Raw genomic sequence first — 13,907 nt, 5'->3', positions numbered from 1 at the left:
GGGGCCGAAGGGGACGTGGCGGGATGTGCGCCCGCTGGGGGTACCTCCCAGGCCCTTAAGGCACTGGGGGAGGCTGGCGCAAACTCCGGGCTCCCTCGAACAACTACGGCTAGGCGCCAGACCGAGGACGTACATCCCGGCGCGGCCCCGACCCGCCCACCGGCAGGTGGCGAACCGAAGACAAGCGGCAGCCGCACGAAGCGCTGAACCTCGCAGGTGCGAAGGCGCATGCCCCCGAGGTCAGGGCACCCCAAAACCGGCGGCGCCCAAGAACCCGCAACCCGCCGGAGGCTAAACGTAACGCTCGAGGATCGACGACTCCGCCAACCGCGACAGCCCCTCCCGCACGCTCCGCGCCCGGGCCTCCCCGACCCCGTCCACCGTCTGCAGATCGTCGACGCTCGCGGCGAGCAGCTTCTGCAGACCGCCGAAGTGCTCCACGAGGCGGTCGATGATGGCACCGGGCAGCCGCGGCACCTTCGCCAGCAGCCGGAATCCCCGCGGCGACACAGCGGAGTCCAGCGTCTCCGGCGACCCGGTGTACCCCAACGCCCGTGCCACCACGGGAAGTTCCAGCAGCTCGGTGTGCGAGAGCGAGTCCAGCTCGGCCAGCGCCTCCTCGACCGTACGGGACCGCTTCGCGGTCGGCTCCGGCACGTAGTCCCGGACGACGAGCTCCCGCTCGGGCTCGACGCCCGCGATCAGCTCCTCGAGCTGAAGGGCGAGGAGCCGCCCGTCCGTACCGAGCTCCACCACGTACTCGGCGATCTCGGTCGCGATGCGCCGCACCATCTCCAGGCGCTGGGCGACGGCCGAGACGTCCCGGACCGTCACGAGGTCCTCGATCTCGAGCGCGGACAGCGTGCCCGCGACCTCGTCGAGCCGCAGCTTGTACCGCTCGAGGGTGGCCAGGGCCTGGTTGGCGCGGGACAGGATCGCGGCCGAGTCCTCGAGCACCCGGCGCTGCCCGTCCACATACAGCGCGATGAGCCGCATGGACTGGGACACCGACACGACCGGGAAGCCCACCTGCTTGCTCACGCGGTCCGCGGTGCGGTGCCGCGTGCCGGTCTCCTCGGTCGGGATCGTCGGGTCCGGCACGAGCTGGACGCCGGCGCGGAGGATCTTGGTGAGGTCCTTGTCGAGGACGATGCCGCCGTCGAGCTTGCACAGCTCACGCAGTCGCGTCGCCGTGAACTCGACATCCAGGACGAAACCGCCCGTGCACATGGCTTCGACGGTCTTGTCGGAGCCGAGGACGATGAGGCCTCCGGTGTTGCCGCGCAGGACGCGCTCCAGGCCGTCACGCAGCGCCGTGCCCGGCGCGACAGCGCTCAGAGAGGCGCGCATGAGCCCATCGGCACCGGAGCTCCCGCCGGACTTGCCGGGAGCTGCTGCCCGGTCGTTGGCTGCCACTGCACTCCTCCGGTCGCAGGTTCTGGGGCGCCCTCGGTTCGTACGGATGGGCGAGACCGGGGCAAAGTCTACCGGCGGTCCTCCTCCTCCCGTGGGGCCTCTCGCCGACGCGACATCGGCAGCACCCGCAGAGCGTCGCCTATGTCGGCGACTTCCAGGACCTTCATACCGGGCGGGATCTTTCCCGGATCCGTCGGTACGAGGGCGTGTGTGAAGCCGAGGCGGTGGGCCTCCGCGAGCCTGCGCTGGACCCCGGTGACCCGTCTGACCTCGCCCGCGAGGCCCACCTCGCCGATCGCGACGAGGTTCTTCGGCAGCGGGGTGTCGCTCGCGGCGCTGGCGAGCGCCAGCGCGACGGCGAGGTCCGCGGCGGGCTCGGAGAGCTTCACGCCGCCGACCGTCGCGGAGTAGATGTCGCGCTTGCCGAGCGCGCTGATCCGGCCGCGCTGCTCGAGCACGGCGAGCATCATCGAGACGCGCGACGTCTCCAGGCCGGAGGTGGTGCGCCGGGGCGAGGGGATCTGCGAGTCGACGGTGAGCGCCTGCACCTCGGCGACGAGCGGGCGGCGCCCCTCCAGCGTCACGGTGAGGCAGGTGCCCGGGACCGGCTCGTCACGGCGGGTGAGGAAGAGGCCGCTGGGGTCTGCGAGGCCGGTGATGCCCTCGTCGTGCAGCTCGAAGCAGCCGACCTCGTCCGTCGTCCCGTACCGGTTCTTCACGCCACGGACCAGCCGCAGGCGCGCGTGCCGGTCGCCTTCGAAGTGCAGCACGACGTCCACCAGGTGCTCGAGCAGGCGCGGGCCCGCGATCGCGCCGTCCTTGGTGACGTGGCCGACCAGGAGCGTCGCCATGCCGCGCTCCTTGGAGGCGCGGATCAGCGCACCGGCCACCTCCCGGACCTGGGCCATGCCGCCGGGCGCCCCGTCGATCTCCGGCGAGGCCACGGTCTGTACGGAGTCGAGGATCAGCAGTGAGGGCTTGACCGCGTCGAGGTGGCCGAGGACGGCGGCCAGGTCGGTCTCGGCAGCCAGGTACAGATGATCGTCGATGGCCTTGATCCGGTCCGCGCGCAGCCGCACCTGGCTCGCGGACTCCTCGCCCGTGACGTACAGCGTGCGGTGCTCGTCGCTGGCGGACTTGGCCGCCACGTCCAGCAGCAGTGTGGACTTGCCGACGCCGGGCTCGCCCGCGACGAGCACGACGGCGCCGGGTACGAGACCGCCGCCGAGCACCCGGTCCAGCTCGGGCACGCCGGTCGACCGGGCGGTGGCCTGGCGGCCGTCGACCTGGCCGATCGGCACGGCCGTGGTGGTGACGCGGCCGGGCGTCGTCGTACGGACAGCGGGCGCGCCGTACTCCTCGACTGTGCCCCATGCCTGGCACTCGGGGCAGCGGCCGAGCCATTTGGCCGTCTGCCAGCCGCATTCGGTGCAGCGGTAGGACGGCCGGTCCTTGCCGGATTTCGTACGGGCAGCCATGGACGAAACCGTAGCGGTGACCACTGACAGCCCGGCCCCCGGCCGCTGCATGCAGTCCCTCGCGAGCGCGGGCCGACGCGTGCCCGTCGACCCACCGCGCGCGTGCCCCTGTAACGCCCAGAGTGCGGAACTACGGGTTCCTGTCCCCTTTTGAGGGATCTGTTCACCCGTAAGGATTAAAAGTGCGCGACGGTGAGGAGGGCCCCACCACCACCGGCCTACGGTCGCACGGGTGACGAGCAGTAGGCCGCAGCCCACCCCGCAGACCCCCGGAGCCCGCCGGTCGCATCGCGATGCGCGGCACCGCGGGGCGGCGCGCCGCACCCAGGTCCAGCGGCCGCCCGCGCGCTACGAGCCGTATCTCGACGGCCTGTTCACGTACTGCCTGTCCGTGCTGTGCGATCACGACGCCGCGACCGCCGCCCTCGGGGAAGCCCTCGCGTGTGCCGAACGCCGCGGCTCGCGCGGGCCGGACGCCGAAGGCGACCGCAAGGCCTGGCTGTACGCGCTCGCACGCTGGTCGTGCCTGCGCAAACTCGCCGAGGCCAAGCGGGAGCGGGCGGGCTCACGTGCCGCCGGTCGGCGTGCCGACCGGACCGCCGCCGCGGGCCCCGCGCAGCCCGGCGGAACCTTCGGCCATTCCGCCTCCGCGGAGGCGGAGAAGGAACGCCGGCGGGAACTCGCCCTGCTCGCCTGGCCGGAGGCCGCCGGGACGACGCCCGAGCAGCGCGAGGCGCTCGAACTCGCCGTGCGCCACCAGCTCGCCGCCCACGAGGTCGCCGCGGTCCTCGGCATGGACCTCGCCTCCGCCCGGGAGCTCCTGGCCACGGCGGCCTGCGAGGTGGAGCGCACCCGTACCGCGCTCGCCGTCGTGGAGACCGGCACCTGTCCCGCCGTCGCCCGTCTCACCGGCGACAACCAGCTGCTGCTCGGCGCGGCCCTGCGCACCGAGCTCGTCCGGCACGTCGACGACTGCCCGCGCTGCCGCCGTACCGCCGAGCGCGCGGGCACCGCCTGGCCCGGCACCGGCGTCACCACGGCCGCGCTGCCCGTGATCGAGGCCCCGCGCCCGGCCCTGCACACCGCGATGGCGCATGCCCCGCGAGCGCGGGACCGCGCCCCGCGCTTCGACCGGCGTGGTTTCCCGATGGACCCCAGGGACCGGGCCGCCCGCCGTGGCCGGCTACGCGCGCGTGCCGTGGCGACGACCGTCGTCGCCACGGTCGTCGCGGCCCCGGTGCTCGCCCTCTGGGCCGCCTACCGCGGCGCGCCCCTCACCGGCGAGGGCCAGGACGGACGCTCCGTCTCCGTCAGCGAGGCCGACGGCCCCGGCGGTCTCGGGGGCGAGCACGCGGGCGGCTACGAGAACGCGGGCAACGCCAGCGCCGACCCCGACGCGCGGTTCACCGCGGGCAGCCGTACGCCCGACGTGTCCGTGGAGGTGATCAGCCCGGGGGCGCCGCCGTCCCGGAGCGCGGTGGGGCCGGGGAGGCTGACGGTCGAGGCACAGCCGGGCAGCGGCGACACGATGCTGATCACGCTGCGGGCGTCCGGGGGCGCACCGGTGCACTGGTCGGCGTACGCGGATGCCCCGTGGCTCTACCTCAGCCAGTACTCGGGAACGCTCGCACCGGGCGAGTCGTTCACGATCGAGGTGTACGTCGATCACCATCGCGAGCCCGCCGGGCACTGGCGCGCGCAGATCGTGATCGACCCGTCGGGCGCTGTGATCGGCCTCGAGGGATATGGAGAATCGTCTCCGCCGTCCTCCAGCCCTCCGCCCTCCAGCCCCCCGCCGTCGTCGCCGGGTTCACCGAGCCCGTCCGACCCGGGGCCCACGCCGAGCGACCCGCCCTCGTCGGATCCGCCGCCGTCCTCCGACCCGCCGCCGTCGTCGGATCCGCCCCCGTCCGGTCAGGACCCGGACCCGCAGGACCCGTCGCCGTCCGACCCCGGTCCCAGCGACACCGCCCCTTCCGGCTCGCCGGTCCCGTCCGACCCGGGGGACTCGTCCCCGCCACCGAGCGACGGGGGAGAGGGGAGCCCCAGCGAAGGGGCGTAGGGTCCGGCCCGCCTGCCGACCGGCACACGAGCCGGGCTGGTCCCAGCGTCGCGGTCAGGGCGCCGGATCCGCGGGGTGCGGCGCCACCAGCGGCAGCTCGGACGCCATCCGGGCCTCGCACAGCTCGACCAGCCGGTCGTATCCCGCCTTGCCCATGAGCTCGGTGAGCTCCGGCCGGTACGAGACGTACACAGGCTCGCCCGCTCCGTGCGCCGAGGTCGCCGACGTGCACCACCAGTGCAGATCGTGGCCGCCCGGGCCCCAGCCCCGGCGGTCGTACTCGCCGATCGACACTTGCAGGACGCGCGTGTCGTCGGGCCGGTCGATCCACTCGTACGTCCTGCGGATCGGCAGCTGCCAGCAGACGTCCGGCTTGGTCTCCAGCGGCTCACGGCCCTCGCGCAGCGCCAGGATGTGCAGCGAGCAGCCCGCGCCGCCCGGGAAGCCCGGCCGGTTCTGGAAGATGCAGGAGCCCTCGAAGCGGCGGGTCTGGCGCTCGCCGTCCTCGTCCTCCTGGACCCAGCCCGTCTCCATGCCCACGTCGTGGTGCTGCCACACCTCGGGAGTGAGCCTCGCCACATGCTCGGCGACGCGCTTCTCGTCGTCCTCCTCCGAGAAGTGCGCGCCCAGCGTGCAGCACCCGTCGTCCGCGCGGCCCGCCTGGATGCCCTGGCAGCCGCTTCCGAAGATGCAGTGCCAACGGGAGGTAAGCCATGTCAGATCGCAGCGGAACACCTGCTCGTCGTCCGCCGGATCAGGGAACTCGACCCATGCGCGGGCGAAGTCCAGGCCCTTTTCGTCGGGCACCGGCTGCTGCCCTTGCCCCGGCCCGCCCGACCGCTTCGACTGCTTCGGCGGCTTCGACCGCTTCTCCTCCGACCGCTTCTGCTCCGGCGCCCTCTCCTGCGAGGACGCCGTGGCAGAGCTGGCGGATTTGTCGGTCTTCGCCTTTTTCGTCTTCGGCACGCCTCCAGGGTATGCGGGCGGAAGCCAGCCCAGGGAGTTCCGCCGGGCCCTCGCGCAGTAGCGTTCCGTATATGAGACTCGGTGTCCTCGACGTGGGTTCGAACACGGTGCATCTGCTGGTGGTGGATGCACACCCGGGTGCGCGCCCGCTGCCCGCGCACTCCCACAAGGCGGAGCTGCGCCTTGCGCAACTCCTCGACGACGACGGAGCCATCGGCCCCGACGGAGTCGGCAAACTGATCGGCACCGTCCACGAAGCGCTGCAGGCCGCCGAGGACAAGGGCGTCGAGGACCTGCTGCCGTTCGCCACCTCCGCGGTCCGCGAGGCCACCAACGCCGACGAGGTGCTGGCCCGGGTGAAGGACGAGACCGGTGTGGAGCTGCAGGTCCTGACCGGTGAGGAGGAGGCCCGTCTCACCTTCCTCGCCGCCCGCCGCTGGTTCGGCTGGTCCGCCGGCAAACTGCTGGTCTTGGACATCGGCGGCGGCTCACTCGAGATCGCGTACGGCATGGACGAGGAGCCGGACGCCGCCGTCTCGCTGCCGCTGGGCGCCGGCCGGCTGACCGCGGGCTGGCTGCCGGGCGATCCGCCGGACCCGGCGGACGTGCGGGCGCTGCGACGGCACGTGCGGGCGGAGATCGCCCGGACCGTCGGGGAGTTCAGCCGCCTCGGCACCCCCGACCATGTGGTCGCCACCTCCAAGACCTTCCGGCAGCTGGCCCGGATCTCCGGCGCCGCCCGCTCGGCCGACGGCCTCTACGTCCAGCGGGAGCTCAAGCGCAGGGACCTGGAGGACTGGGTGCCGCGGCTCACCGGGATGACCGCCGACGAGCGCGCAGAGCTGCCCGGCGTCTCCGAGGGCCGCTCCGGCCAGCTCCTCGCCGGCGCACTCGTTGCCGAGGCCGCGATGGACCTCTTCGGCGTCGAGTCGGCGGAAATCTGCCCGTGGGCCCTCCGCGAGGGCGTAATCCTCCGCCGCCTGGACCACATGCCGAACTAGAGGTGCTGGGGGCACCTCCCAGCGGTAGCTGGGGGAGGGTGGGCACAGCGGAACCCCGACGGCGGGCACCCCTCAGCAGCCGGACAGTGCCCACGACGCACGGACGGGCAACCGTACGGGGGGTGCGCCCCGCAGCCGGGCCGCACCCCCCACCCCCCGCCCCGTACCCTGTCCCTCGTGGCAGAACCAGTGGTGCGCATCCCGGATGCGAAGGTCGCCCTGTCGACGGCCTCGGTCTATCCGGAGTCGACGGCAACGGCCTTCGAGATCGCCGCGCGCCTCGGCTACGACGGCCTCGAGATCATGGTCTGGAACGACCCCGTCAGCCAGGACATCGACGCGCTGCGCAGGCTGAGCGACTACCACCGCATCCCGATCCTCGCCGTTCACGCCCCCTGTCTGCTGATCACGCAGCGCGTCTGGTCCACGGACCCCTGGGTCAAGCTCCAGCGCGCGAGGTCCGCCGCCGAGCGGCTGGGCGCCTCCACCGTCGTCGTGCACCCGCCGTTCCGCTGGCAGCGGCAGTACGCCCGGGACTTCGTACGCGGCATCTGGCGCATGGCGGACGAGACGGATGTGCGGTTCGCCGTCGAGAACATGTATCCGTGGCGCTACCGGGACCGCGAGATGCTCGCGTACGCCCCGGAGTGGGACGTCACCAAGGACGACTACCGGCACTACACGATCGACCTCTCGCACACGGCGACCGCCCGCACCGACGCGCTGCAGATGATCGACCGCATGGGCGACCGGCTCGGCCACGTCCACCTAGCCGACGGCACCGGATCCGGCAAGGACGAGCACCTGGTCCCCGGCCGCGGCACGCAGCCCTGCGCCGAGATCCTGGAGCGCCTGGCGCTGAACGGCTTCGACGGCCATGTCGTCCTCGAGGTCAACACGCGGCGGGCCATGTCCAGCGCCGAGCGCGAGGCCGATCTGGCGGAGGCCCTGGCCTTCACCCGGCTGTATCTCGCGTCGGCCGTGAAGGTGCCGAGATCGTGAAGGTGCCGAGATCATGACCGACACCGCGCCCAGGCGCCGGGGACGGCCCTCCCGCGCACAGGCGACGGAGGGGCCGGACACCCGGGAGCGCATCCTGCGGGCCGCCCGCGAGGAGTTCTCCGAGCGGGGGTACGAGAAGGCGTCGGTGCGCGGCATCGCCAAGGCGGCCGGAGTCGACTCCGCGCTCGTCCACCACTACTTCGGCACCAAGGAGCAGGTCTTCGAGGCGGCCGTCGAGGTCGTCTTCGCGCCCGCCCTGAAGGCCCCGGAGACGATCACCGAGGGGCCGCTCGACGGGGTCGGCGAGCGGTTCGCCCGGTTCCTGTTCGGGGTCTGGGAGAACCCGGCCACCCGTACCCCCCTGCTTGCCGTCGTCCGGTCGGCGGTGAACAACGAGGCGGCCGCCGCGGTCTTCCGCCGGCTCGTCTCCACCCAGCTGCTGCGCAGGGTCGCCGGCCATGTGGGCGCGCCGGACGCCGAACTGCGGGCCGAGCTGGCGGCCGCGCAGCTGGTGGGCGTGGCCATGATGCGGTACGTGATCAAGCTGGAGCCGCTGGCCTCGGCGGACGTGGAGCAGATCATCGCCCGGGTGGCGCCCGTGGTGCAGTGGCATCTGACCGGGCCGTGAGCGGGCCGGTCGTGCACAGGCATCTGAACGGGCCGTGAGCTGGCCCTCGCGCCCACCCGGAACGGTGCCCCGAACGGGCGCCGGAACCCGAGACACCCGTCCCGCAATCCGGACACGCTGTCCAGAGCCTGGAGCACCGGCGTAGGCTCGACGGAAGTCATCCTGCCTGCGTCCGCCGGCCGCACGGACAACGCGCACCACCGTCCTGATCGCACCGTGCCGCAGGCATCCGTAGGCATCTGCCTGAAGGAGCGAGCGACGATGCCCGAGCTGAGGTCCCGCACTGTCACCCACGGCCGCAACATGGCGGGCGCCCGCGCCCTTATGCGCGCCTCTGGTGTACCGGGTGCGGACATCGGGCGGAAGCCGATCATCGCCGTCGCCAACTCGTTCACGGAGTTCGTGCCGGGCCACACCCACCTCCAGCCGGTCGGCCGGATCGTCAGCGAGGCGATCAGGGAGGCCGGCGGCATCCCGCGCGAGTTCAACACGATCGCTGTCGACGACGGCATCGCGATGGGTCACGGCGGCATGCTGTACTCCCTCCCGTCCCGCGACCTGATCGCGGACTCGGTCGAGTACATGGTCGAGGCCCACTGCGCCGACGCCCTGGTCTGCATCTCCAACTGCGACAAGATCACCCCGGGCATGCTGATGGCGGCCCTCCGCCTCAACATCCCGACGGTCTTCGTCTCCGGCGGCCCGATGGAGGCCGGCCGCGCGACCCTCGTCGACGGCACGGTTCGCACGCTCGACCTGGTCGACGCGATCTCCGACGCCGTGAACGACAAGATCTCGGACGAGGACATCCTCCGTATCGAGGAGAACGCCTGTCCGACCTGCGGCTCGTGTTCCGGCATGTTCACCGCCAACTCGATGAACTGCCTGACGGAGGCCATCGGCCTGTCCCTGCCCGGCAACGGCTCGGTCCTGGCCACGCACACGGCCCGCAGGCGGTTGTACGAGGACGCGGCCCGGACGGTCATGGACATCACCCGCCGCTACTACGAGCAGGACGACGACACGGTCCTGCCGCGCTCCATCGCCACCTTCGCGGCCTTCGAGAACGCCATGGCTCTCGACATCGCCATGGGCGGCTCCACCAACACGATCCTGCACCTGCTGGCCGCCGCCCAGGAGGCGGGCGTTCCGTTCGGCCTGGAGGAGATCGACGCGGTGTCGCGCCGCGTGCCGTGCCTGGCGAAGGTCGCGCCGAACGTCGCGAAGGACCGCACGTACTACATGGAGGACGTGCACCGCGCCGGCGGCATCCCGGCCCTGCTGGGCGAGCTGCACCGCGGCGGCCTGCTCAACGAGGACGTGCACGCCGTCCACAGCCCGTCCCTGGGGGACTGGCTGAAGACCTGGGACGTGCGCGGCGGATCGCCCTCGCCGGAGGCCGTCGAGCTGTGGCACGCGGCCCCCGGCTGCGTCCGGTCGGCGGAGGCCTTCTCGCAGTCCGAGCGCTGGGAGGCGCTCGACGAGGACGCCGAGGGCGGCTGCATCCGCAGCGTCGAGCACGCGTACTCCAAGGACGGCGGCCTCGCGGTCCTCAAGGGCAACCTGGCCGTCGACGGCTGCGTGGTGAAGACGGCCGGCGTGGACGAGTCCATCTGGACCTTCGAGGGCCCGGCGGTCGTCTGCGAGTCGCAGGAGGAGGCCGTCGAGAAGATCCTCAACAAGCAGGTGACGGACGGGGACGTCGTGGTCATCCGCTACGAGGGTCCAAAGGGCGGCCCCGGCATGCAGGAGATGCTCTACCCGACGTCCTTCCTCAAGGGCCGCGGCCTCGGAAAGACCTGCGCCCTGATCACCGACGGTCGCTTCTCCGGCGGCACCTCGGGCCTGTCCATCGGTCACGCCTCCCCGGAGGCCGCGTCCGGCGGCACGATCGCCCTGGTCGAGGACGGCGACCGCATCCGCATCGACATCCCGAATCGCTCGATCGAGTTGCTCGTCGACGAGGCGGAACTCGCGCGCCGTGAGCAGGCGTTGAACGGGGCGTACGCCCCGAAGAACCGCGACCGCAAGGTCTCGGCGGCGCTGCGGGCGTACGCGGCGATGGCGACGAGCGCGGACAAGGGCGCGGTGCGGGACGTGTCGAAGCTGGGCTGACGTGACGAAGCCCGGCTGACGTGACGCAGCTGGGCTTGACGCATCGCGCAGGGGCCGTCTCTTCGGGGACGGCCCCTTTCGCGTGCTACCAGGCCGCCGGGTTGCGGCCGTCGACGGCGAAGACGGTGCCGTCGGGGGCGGTGGCGTAGACGTAGTTGCCCGCGATCACGGGCTCGGGCAGGGCGCCCATGATCTGGTCGGAGTTCGGACCGAGTCGTGGCGGCGTCTGACCGAGGAGTTTCCCGTCGCGTGTGCCGATGGCGAGGAGCCGCCCGTCGGGGGCGCTGACGTACACGTGCCGACCGTCGGTGACCGGACCGGAGCCGCGGATCACGGACGTCTCGAAGCGCCAGAGCTGCTTGCGGGCGTTCATGTCGACGGCCGCAAGTGATCCGCCGTCCCCCGTGAGGTAGACGAGGTTCCCACGCACGGTCCCGTGGGCCTGTTTCAGCGGGACCGGCAGGGGCACCCGCTGCTCCGCCCCGGTGTCCGGGGTGTAGCGGACCACGGCCTTGGCGTCCCCGTAGACCGCGTCGACGGAGACGAGGTAGACGGACCCGCCTGCCGTGCCGAGCGGCTTCAGCCTCCCCTCCAACTGCGCGTTCCACCGCACGTCACCCGTCTCCGGATCCACCACCGTGACCCGCGTGCCCGCCCCGTCGTCGGACGTGCTCACCGCGTACGCCAGCGGGTCCCCGGCGAACGAGGTGAAGTACGGCACGCTGTGGCCCGGGATCCGGTGGCTCCACCGCGTGTCACCCGAGGCGCTGTCCACGCCGACGACGGTCCCGTCGGTGCTGGTGAGAAGCAGCATGCCTCCGGCGCACTCCAGGCCGCTGTACGCGGGCATGTTCCGTTGCCAACGCGCCCTGCCCGAGGCGGGATCGAGCGCCTCCAGACGGCGACCCGAGTCGAGCGAAGGCTGCACGAGGCCACCCGACACGACGGGCGGTCGGCTCCTGTGCGTCCGGGCGACGGTCTGCTGCCACAGCAGATGACCGTCGCCCGGATCGAGGGCGAAGAGCAGGCCGGGCTGAGCGCAGAGCAACCTCCCGGCCCCGTAGGAGCATTGAGGCGCGCTCTTCTTGGACGCCGGTGTCGCCTCCCACCCGCTGAATCCGGCCGACGTGGTTCGAGGCGTGGGTCTCTCGGGAGTGGTGCCTCCTCCGTCGAGCAGGTGGACCGCGGCCAGCGCACTGATCACGGCGAGCCCGAGCGCCGCGGCTCCGAGGGACGCCCGCCTGCCCAGGCGCTTCCCGGGCCGCCGTTCAGGCTCTTCGGACCCTTCGGTTCCTTCGGCCGCTCCGGCTTCAGTGGCGCGAGGCTCAGACCTCGGCGCCTCATCCGCCGCCCGCTGTGCCGGTATGAACGCCCGCGTGTCGTACGACGCCGCCACTGACCGCAGCTCGCGCATCAACTCGTCCGGCGTGGGCCGGTCCTCGGGCTCCTTCGAGAGACAGCGCAGCACGAGCGGCGCGAGTTCCTCCGCTACGCCCGTCAGATCTGGCTCGTCGTGCACGACCTGGTAGGCGACGACGTACGGACTGTCGGAGTCGAACGGCCCGCGCCCGGTCGCCGCGTGCACCATCACCGATCCGAGCGCGAAGACGTCGGCGGCGGGCCCCACCTCACGCGGTCGCCGGAACTGCTCGGGCGCCATGAACGGCGGCGTACCTATCAACTTCCCAGTCTCGGTCCGCAGTTCGCTGTCCTTTGGCCGAGAGATACCGAAGTCGATGACCTTGGGCCCGTCCTCGGCGAGCAGCACGTTGCTCGGCTTCAGATCCCGGTGCACCACGCCGACCCGATGAATATCGCGCAGCGCCTCCGCGAGTCCGGCCATCAGCCGACGCAACTGGGCCGGAGGCATGGGCCCGTTCCGCTTCACATGGTCGGAAAGGGTCGGCCCGGGAATGAACAGCGTGGCCATCCAGGGACGTTCGGCCTCAGGGTCGGCATCGACGACGGGCGCGGTGAAGGCGCCGCTCACCCTCCGCGCCGCGGCCACCTCCTGCCGGAACCGCCCCCTGAACTCGGGATCCCTGGCGAACTCGGCATGCACGACCTTCACCGCGAGCTTCATCCCGGAGGTGCTGCGGGCCAGATGCACCACCCCCATGCCACCCGACCCCAGACAGGATTCCAGGCGGTAGTGACCGGCGTACTCGGGAAGTTCCGCTTCCGCGCCCGCTCCGGCGTTCTGCTGTGGCGCCATGGGAACACCCCCGTGCTGTTCGTCCGCACGCGCGACCACGGAGCCTAGTCGATGACTCGTACGAGACTGAGGAGGCTTGCTAGTCTCCGCGTGCGAGTTGCGTACATGTGTTTCATGGTGTGTTTTAGGGGATTCAACGGCACCCGATGACAGTCATGGGTGCAACGGGGGTGGTTTTCATGTCTGTTGACCGTGTCGAAGAGGCCGAGGGCATCGGCGAGCCGGAGGCCGTCACCACGGCAGCGGTTTCGGCCACGGCTCTGCGCTACTACTCGGTCGCGCCGGGCGTCCGCCTGAACGTCCGCAGCGGCCCCGGCACCAACTACACCGTCGTCCGCGTCCTGCCCGAGGGGGCCAAGGTCCCGATCTTCTGCCAGACACCGGGCACATGGGTCACGGGCCCGTACGGCACGTCGAACATCTGGGACAACATCGACGACGGCGAGTACGTCTCAGACGCCTACGTGAACACCGGCACTGACGGCTACATCCGCCCGCGCTGCGCCTGACGAAGGGGATAGGAATCACCATGAGGCTCTTGACGGGCAGACGCACACGGATGGCCGCAGGTGCCTCCGTCGCGGCCTTCGCCCTGGTACTGGGTACCGCCGCGGAGGCTTGGGCCGTGCGTTACTACCCGGTCGCGCCGGGCGTCCGCCTCAACGTCCGTAGCGGTCCTGGCACGACGTACGGCATCGTCCGTGTCCTGCCCGAGGGCGCTTACGTCCCGATCTTCTGCCAGACGCCGGGCCAGACGGTCACGGGCCCGTACGGCACGTCGAACATCTGGGACAACATCGACAGCGGCGAGTACGTCTCGGACGCCTACGTGAACACGGGCAGCGACGGCTACGTCGCCTCGCGCTGCGCCGACTGATCCGGCCTCGGGGTGGCCTCGCCCGCGCGACGCGACGGGCGAGGCCACTCCCAGGAGTGGCTGTGGGGACCGCGGTGGGCCGGACCGATAATCGACGCGTGAGCGACGAGAAGAACGAGAAGACCGGCACCCCGGCCACCCCCGCGG

Annotated in this window: 11 protein-coding genes; 7 read left to right on the top strand and 4 right to left on the bottom strand. The window is 71.8% G+C overall.

Annotated elements, in window-relative coordinates:
* Window positions 1-291: 291 nt before the first annotated feature.
* Together disA and radA are read right to left on the bottom strand one after the other, a co-directional pair.
* Entirely contained in the window at window positions 292-1,416 is a 1,125-nt protein-coding gene (gene disA, locus STSP_RS30755; RefSeq protein WP_067284293.1) for a DNA integrity scanning diadenylate cyclase DisA, read from the bottom strand.
* Between the two features lie 68 nt (window positions 1,417-1,484).
* Window positions 1,485-2,894, bottom strand: coding sequence for a DNA repair protein RadA (gene radA, locus STSP_RS30750; RefSeq protein ID WP_067284292.1), 1,410 nt, complete (start codon window positions 2,892-2,894; stop codon window positions 1,485-1,487).
* Between the two features lie 232 nt (window positions 2,895-3,126).
* Here radA and STSP_RS30745 point away from each other — a divergent pair, with 232 nt between their 5' ends.
* Window positions 3,127-4,956: a BACON domain-containing protein gene (locus STSP_RS30745; protein ID WP_067284291.1), complete on the top strand. Its 1,830-nt coding sequence runs from the start codon at window positions 3,127-3,129 to the stop codon at window positions 4,954-4,956.
* 54 nt (window positions 4,957-5,010) lie between these two features.
* On the opposite strand, the gene STSP_RS30740 is transcribed toward STSP_RS30745, so the two are convergent.
* Window positions 5,011-5,922, bottom strand: coding sequence for a hypothetical protein (locus tag STSP_RS30740; protein ID WP_067284290.1), 912 nt, complete (start codon window positions 5,920-5,922; stop codon window positions 5,011-5,013).
* Window positions 5,923-5,993: 71 nt separating this feature from the next.
* On the opposite strand from STSP_RS30740, the gene STSP_RS30735 reads away from it, so the two are divergent.
* From STSP_RS30735 to ilvD, 4 genes are all read left to right on the top strand, one after another.
* The gene (locus tag STSP_RS30735) at window positions 5,994-6,923 is read left to right on the top strand and encodes a Ppx/GppA phosphatase family protein (RefSeq protein WP_067284289.1); all 930 of its coding nucleotides are present in this window, start codon (window positions 5,994-5,996) and stop codon (window positions 6,921-6,923) included.
* 177 nt (window positions 6,924-7,100) lie between these two features.
* Window positions 7,101-7,925: a sugar phosphate isomerase/epimerase family protein gene (locus tag STSP_RS30730; protein WP_078067635.1), complete on the top strand. Its 825-nt coding sequence runs from the start codon at window positions 7,101-7,103 to the stop codon at window positions 7,923-7,925.
* Between the two features lie 13 nt (window positions 7,926-7,938).
* On the top strand, window positions 7,939-8,553 hold the full coding sequence (locus STSP_RS30725; RefSeq protein ID WP_067284287.1) for a TetR/AcrR family transcriptional regulator: 615 nt from the start codon (window positions 7,939-7,941) through the stop codon (window positions 8,551-8,553).
* Window positions 8,554-8,814: 261 nt separating this feature from the next.
* Complete coding sequence (gene ilvD, locus STSP_RS30720) at window positions 8,815-10,668, top strand: dihydroxy-acid dehydratase (protein WP_067284286.1); 1,854 nt, start codon at window positions 8,815-8,817, stop codon at window positions 10,666-10,668.
* Window positions 10,669-10,753: 85 nt separating this feature from the next.
* Here the strand turns inward: ilvD and STSP_RS30715 are convergent, their stop codons facing one another.
* Entirely contained in the window at window positions 10,754-12,883 is a 2,130-nt protein-coding gene (locus STSP_RS30715; RefSeq protein ID WP_067284285.1) for a serine/threonine-protein kinase, read from the bottom strand.
* Window positions 12,884-13,062: 179 nt separating this feature from the next.
* On the opposite strand from STSP_RS30715, the gene STSP_RS30710 reads away from it, so the two are divergent.
* Both STSP_RS30710 and STSP_RS30705 read left to right on the top strand, forming a co-directional pair.
* Window positions 13,063-13,392: an SH3 domain-containing protein gene (locus STSP_RS30710; protein ID WP_067284284.1), complete on the top strand. Its 330-nt coding sequence runs from the start codon at window positions 13,063-13,065 to the stop codon at window positions 13,390-13,392.
* Window positions 13,393-13,442: 50 nt separating this feature from the next.
* On the top strand, window positions 13,443-13,760 hold the full coding sequence (locus STSP_RS30705) for an SH3 domain-containing protein (protein WP_107441447.1): 318 nt from the start codon (window positions 13,443-13,445) through the stop codon (window positions 13,758-13,760).
* Window positions 13,761-13,907 lie beyond the last annotated feature (147 nt).

The sequence above is a fragment of the Streptomyces jeddahensis genome (genome assembly GCF_001642995.1).
Lineage (GTDB): Bacteria > Actinomycetota > Actinomycetes > Streptomycetales > Streptomycetaceae > Streptomyces > Streptomyces jeddahensis.
This window is presented reverse-complemented; position numbering and strand designations above follow the sequence as displayed.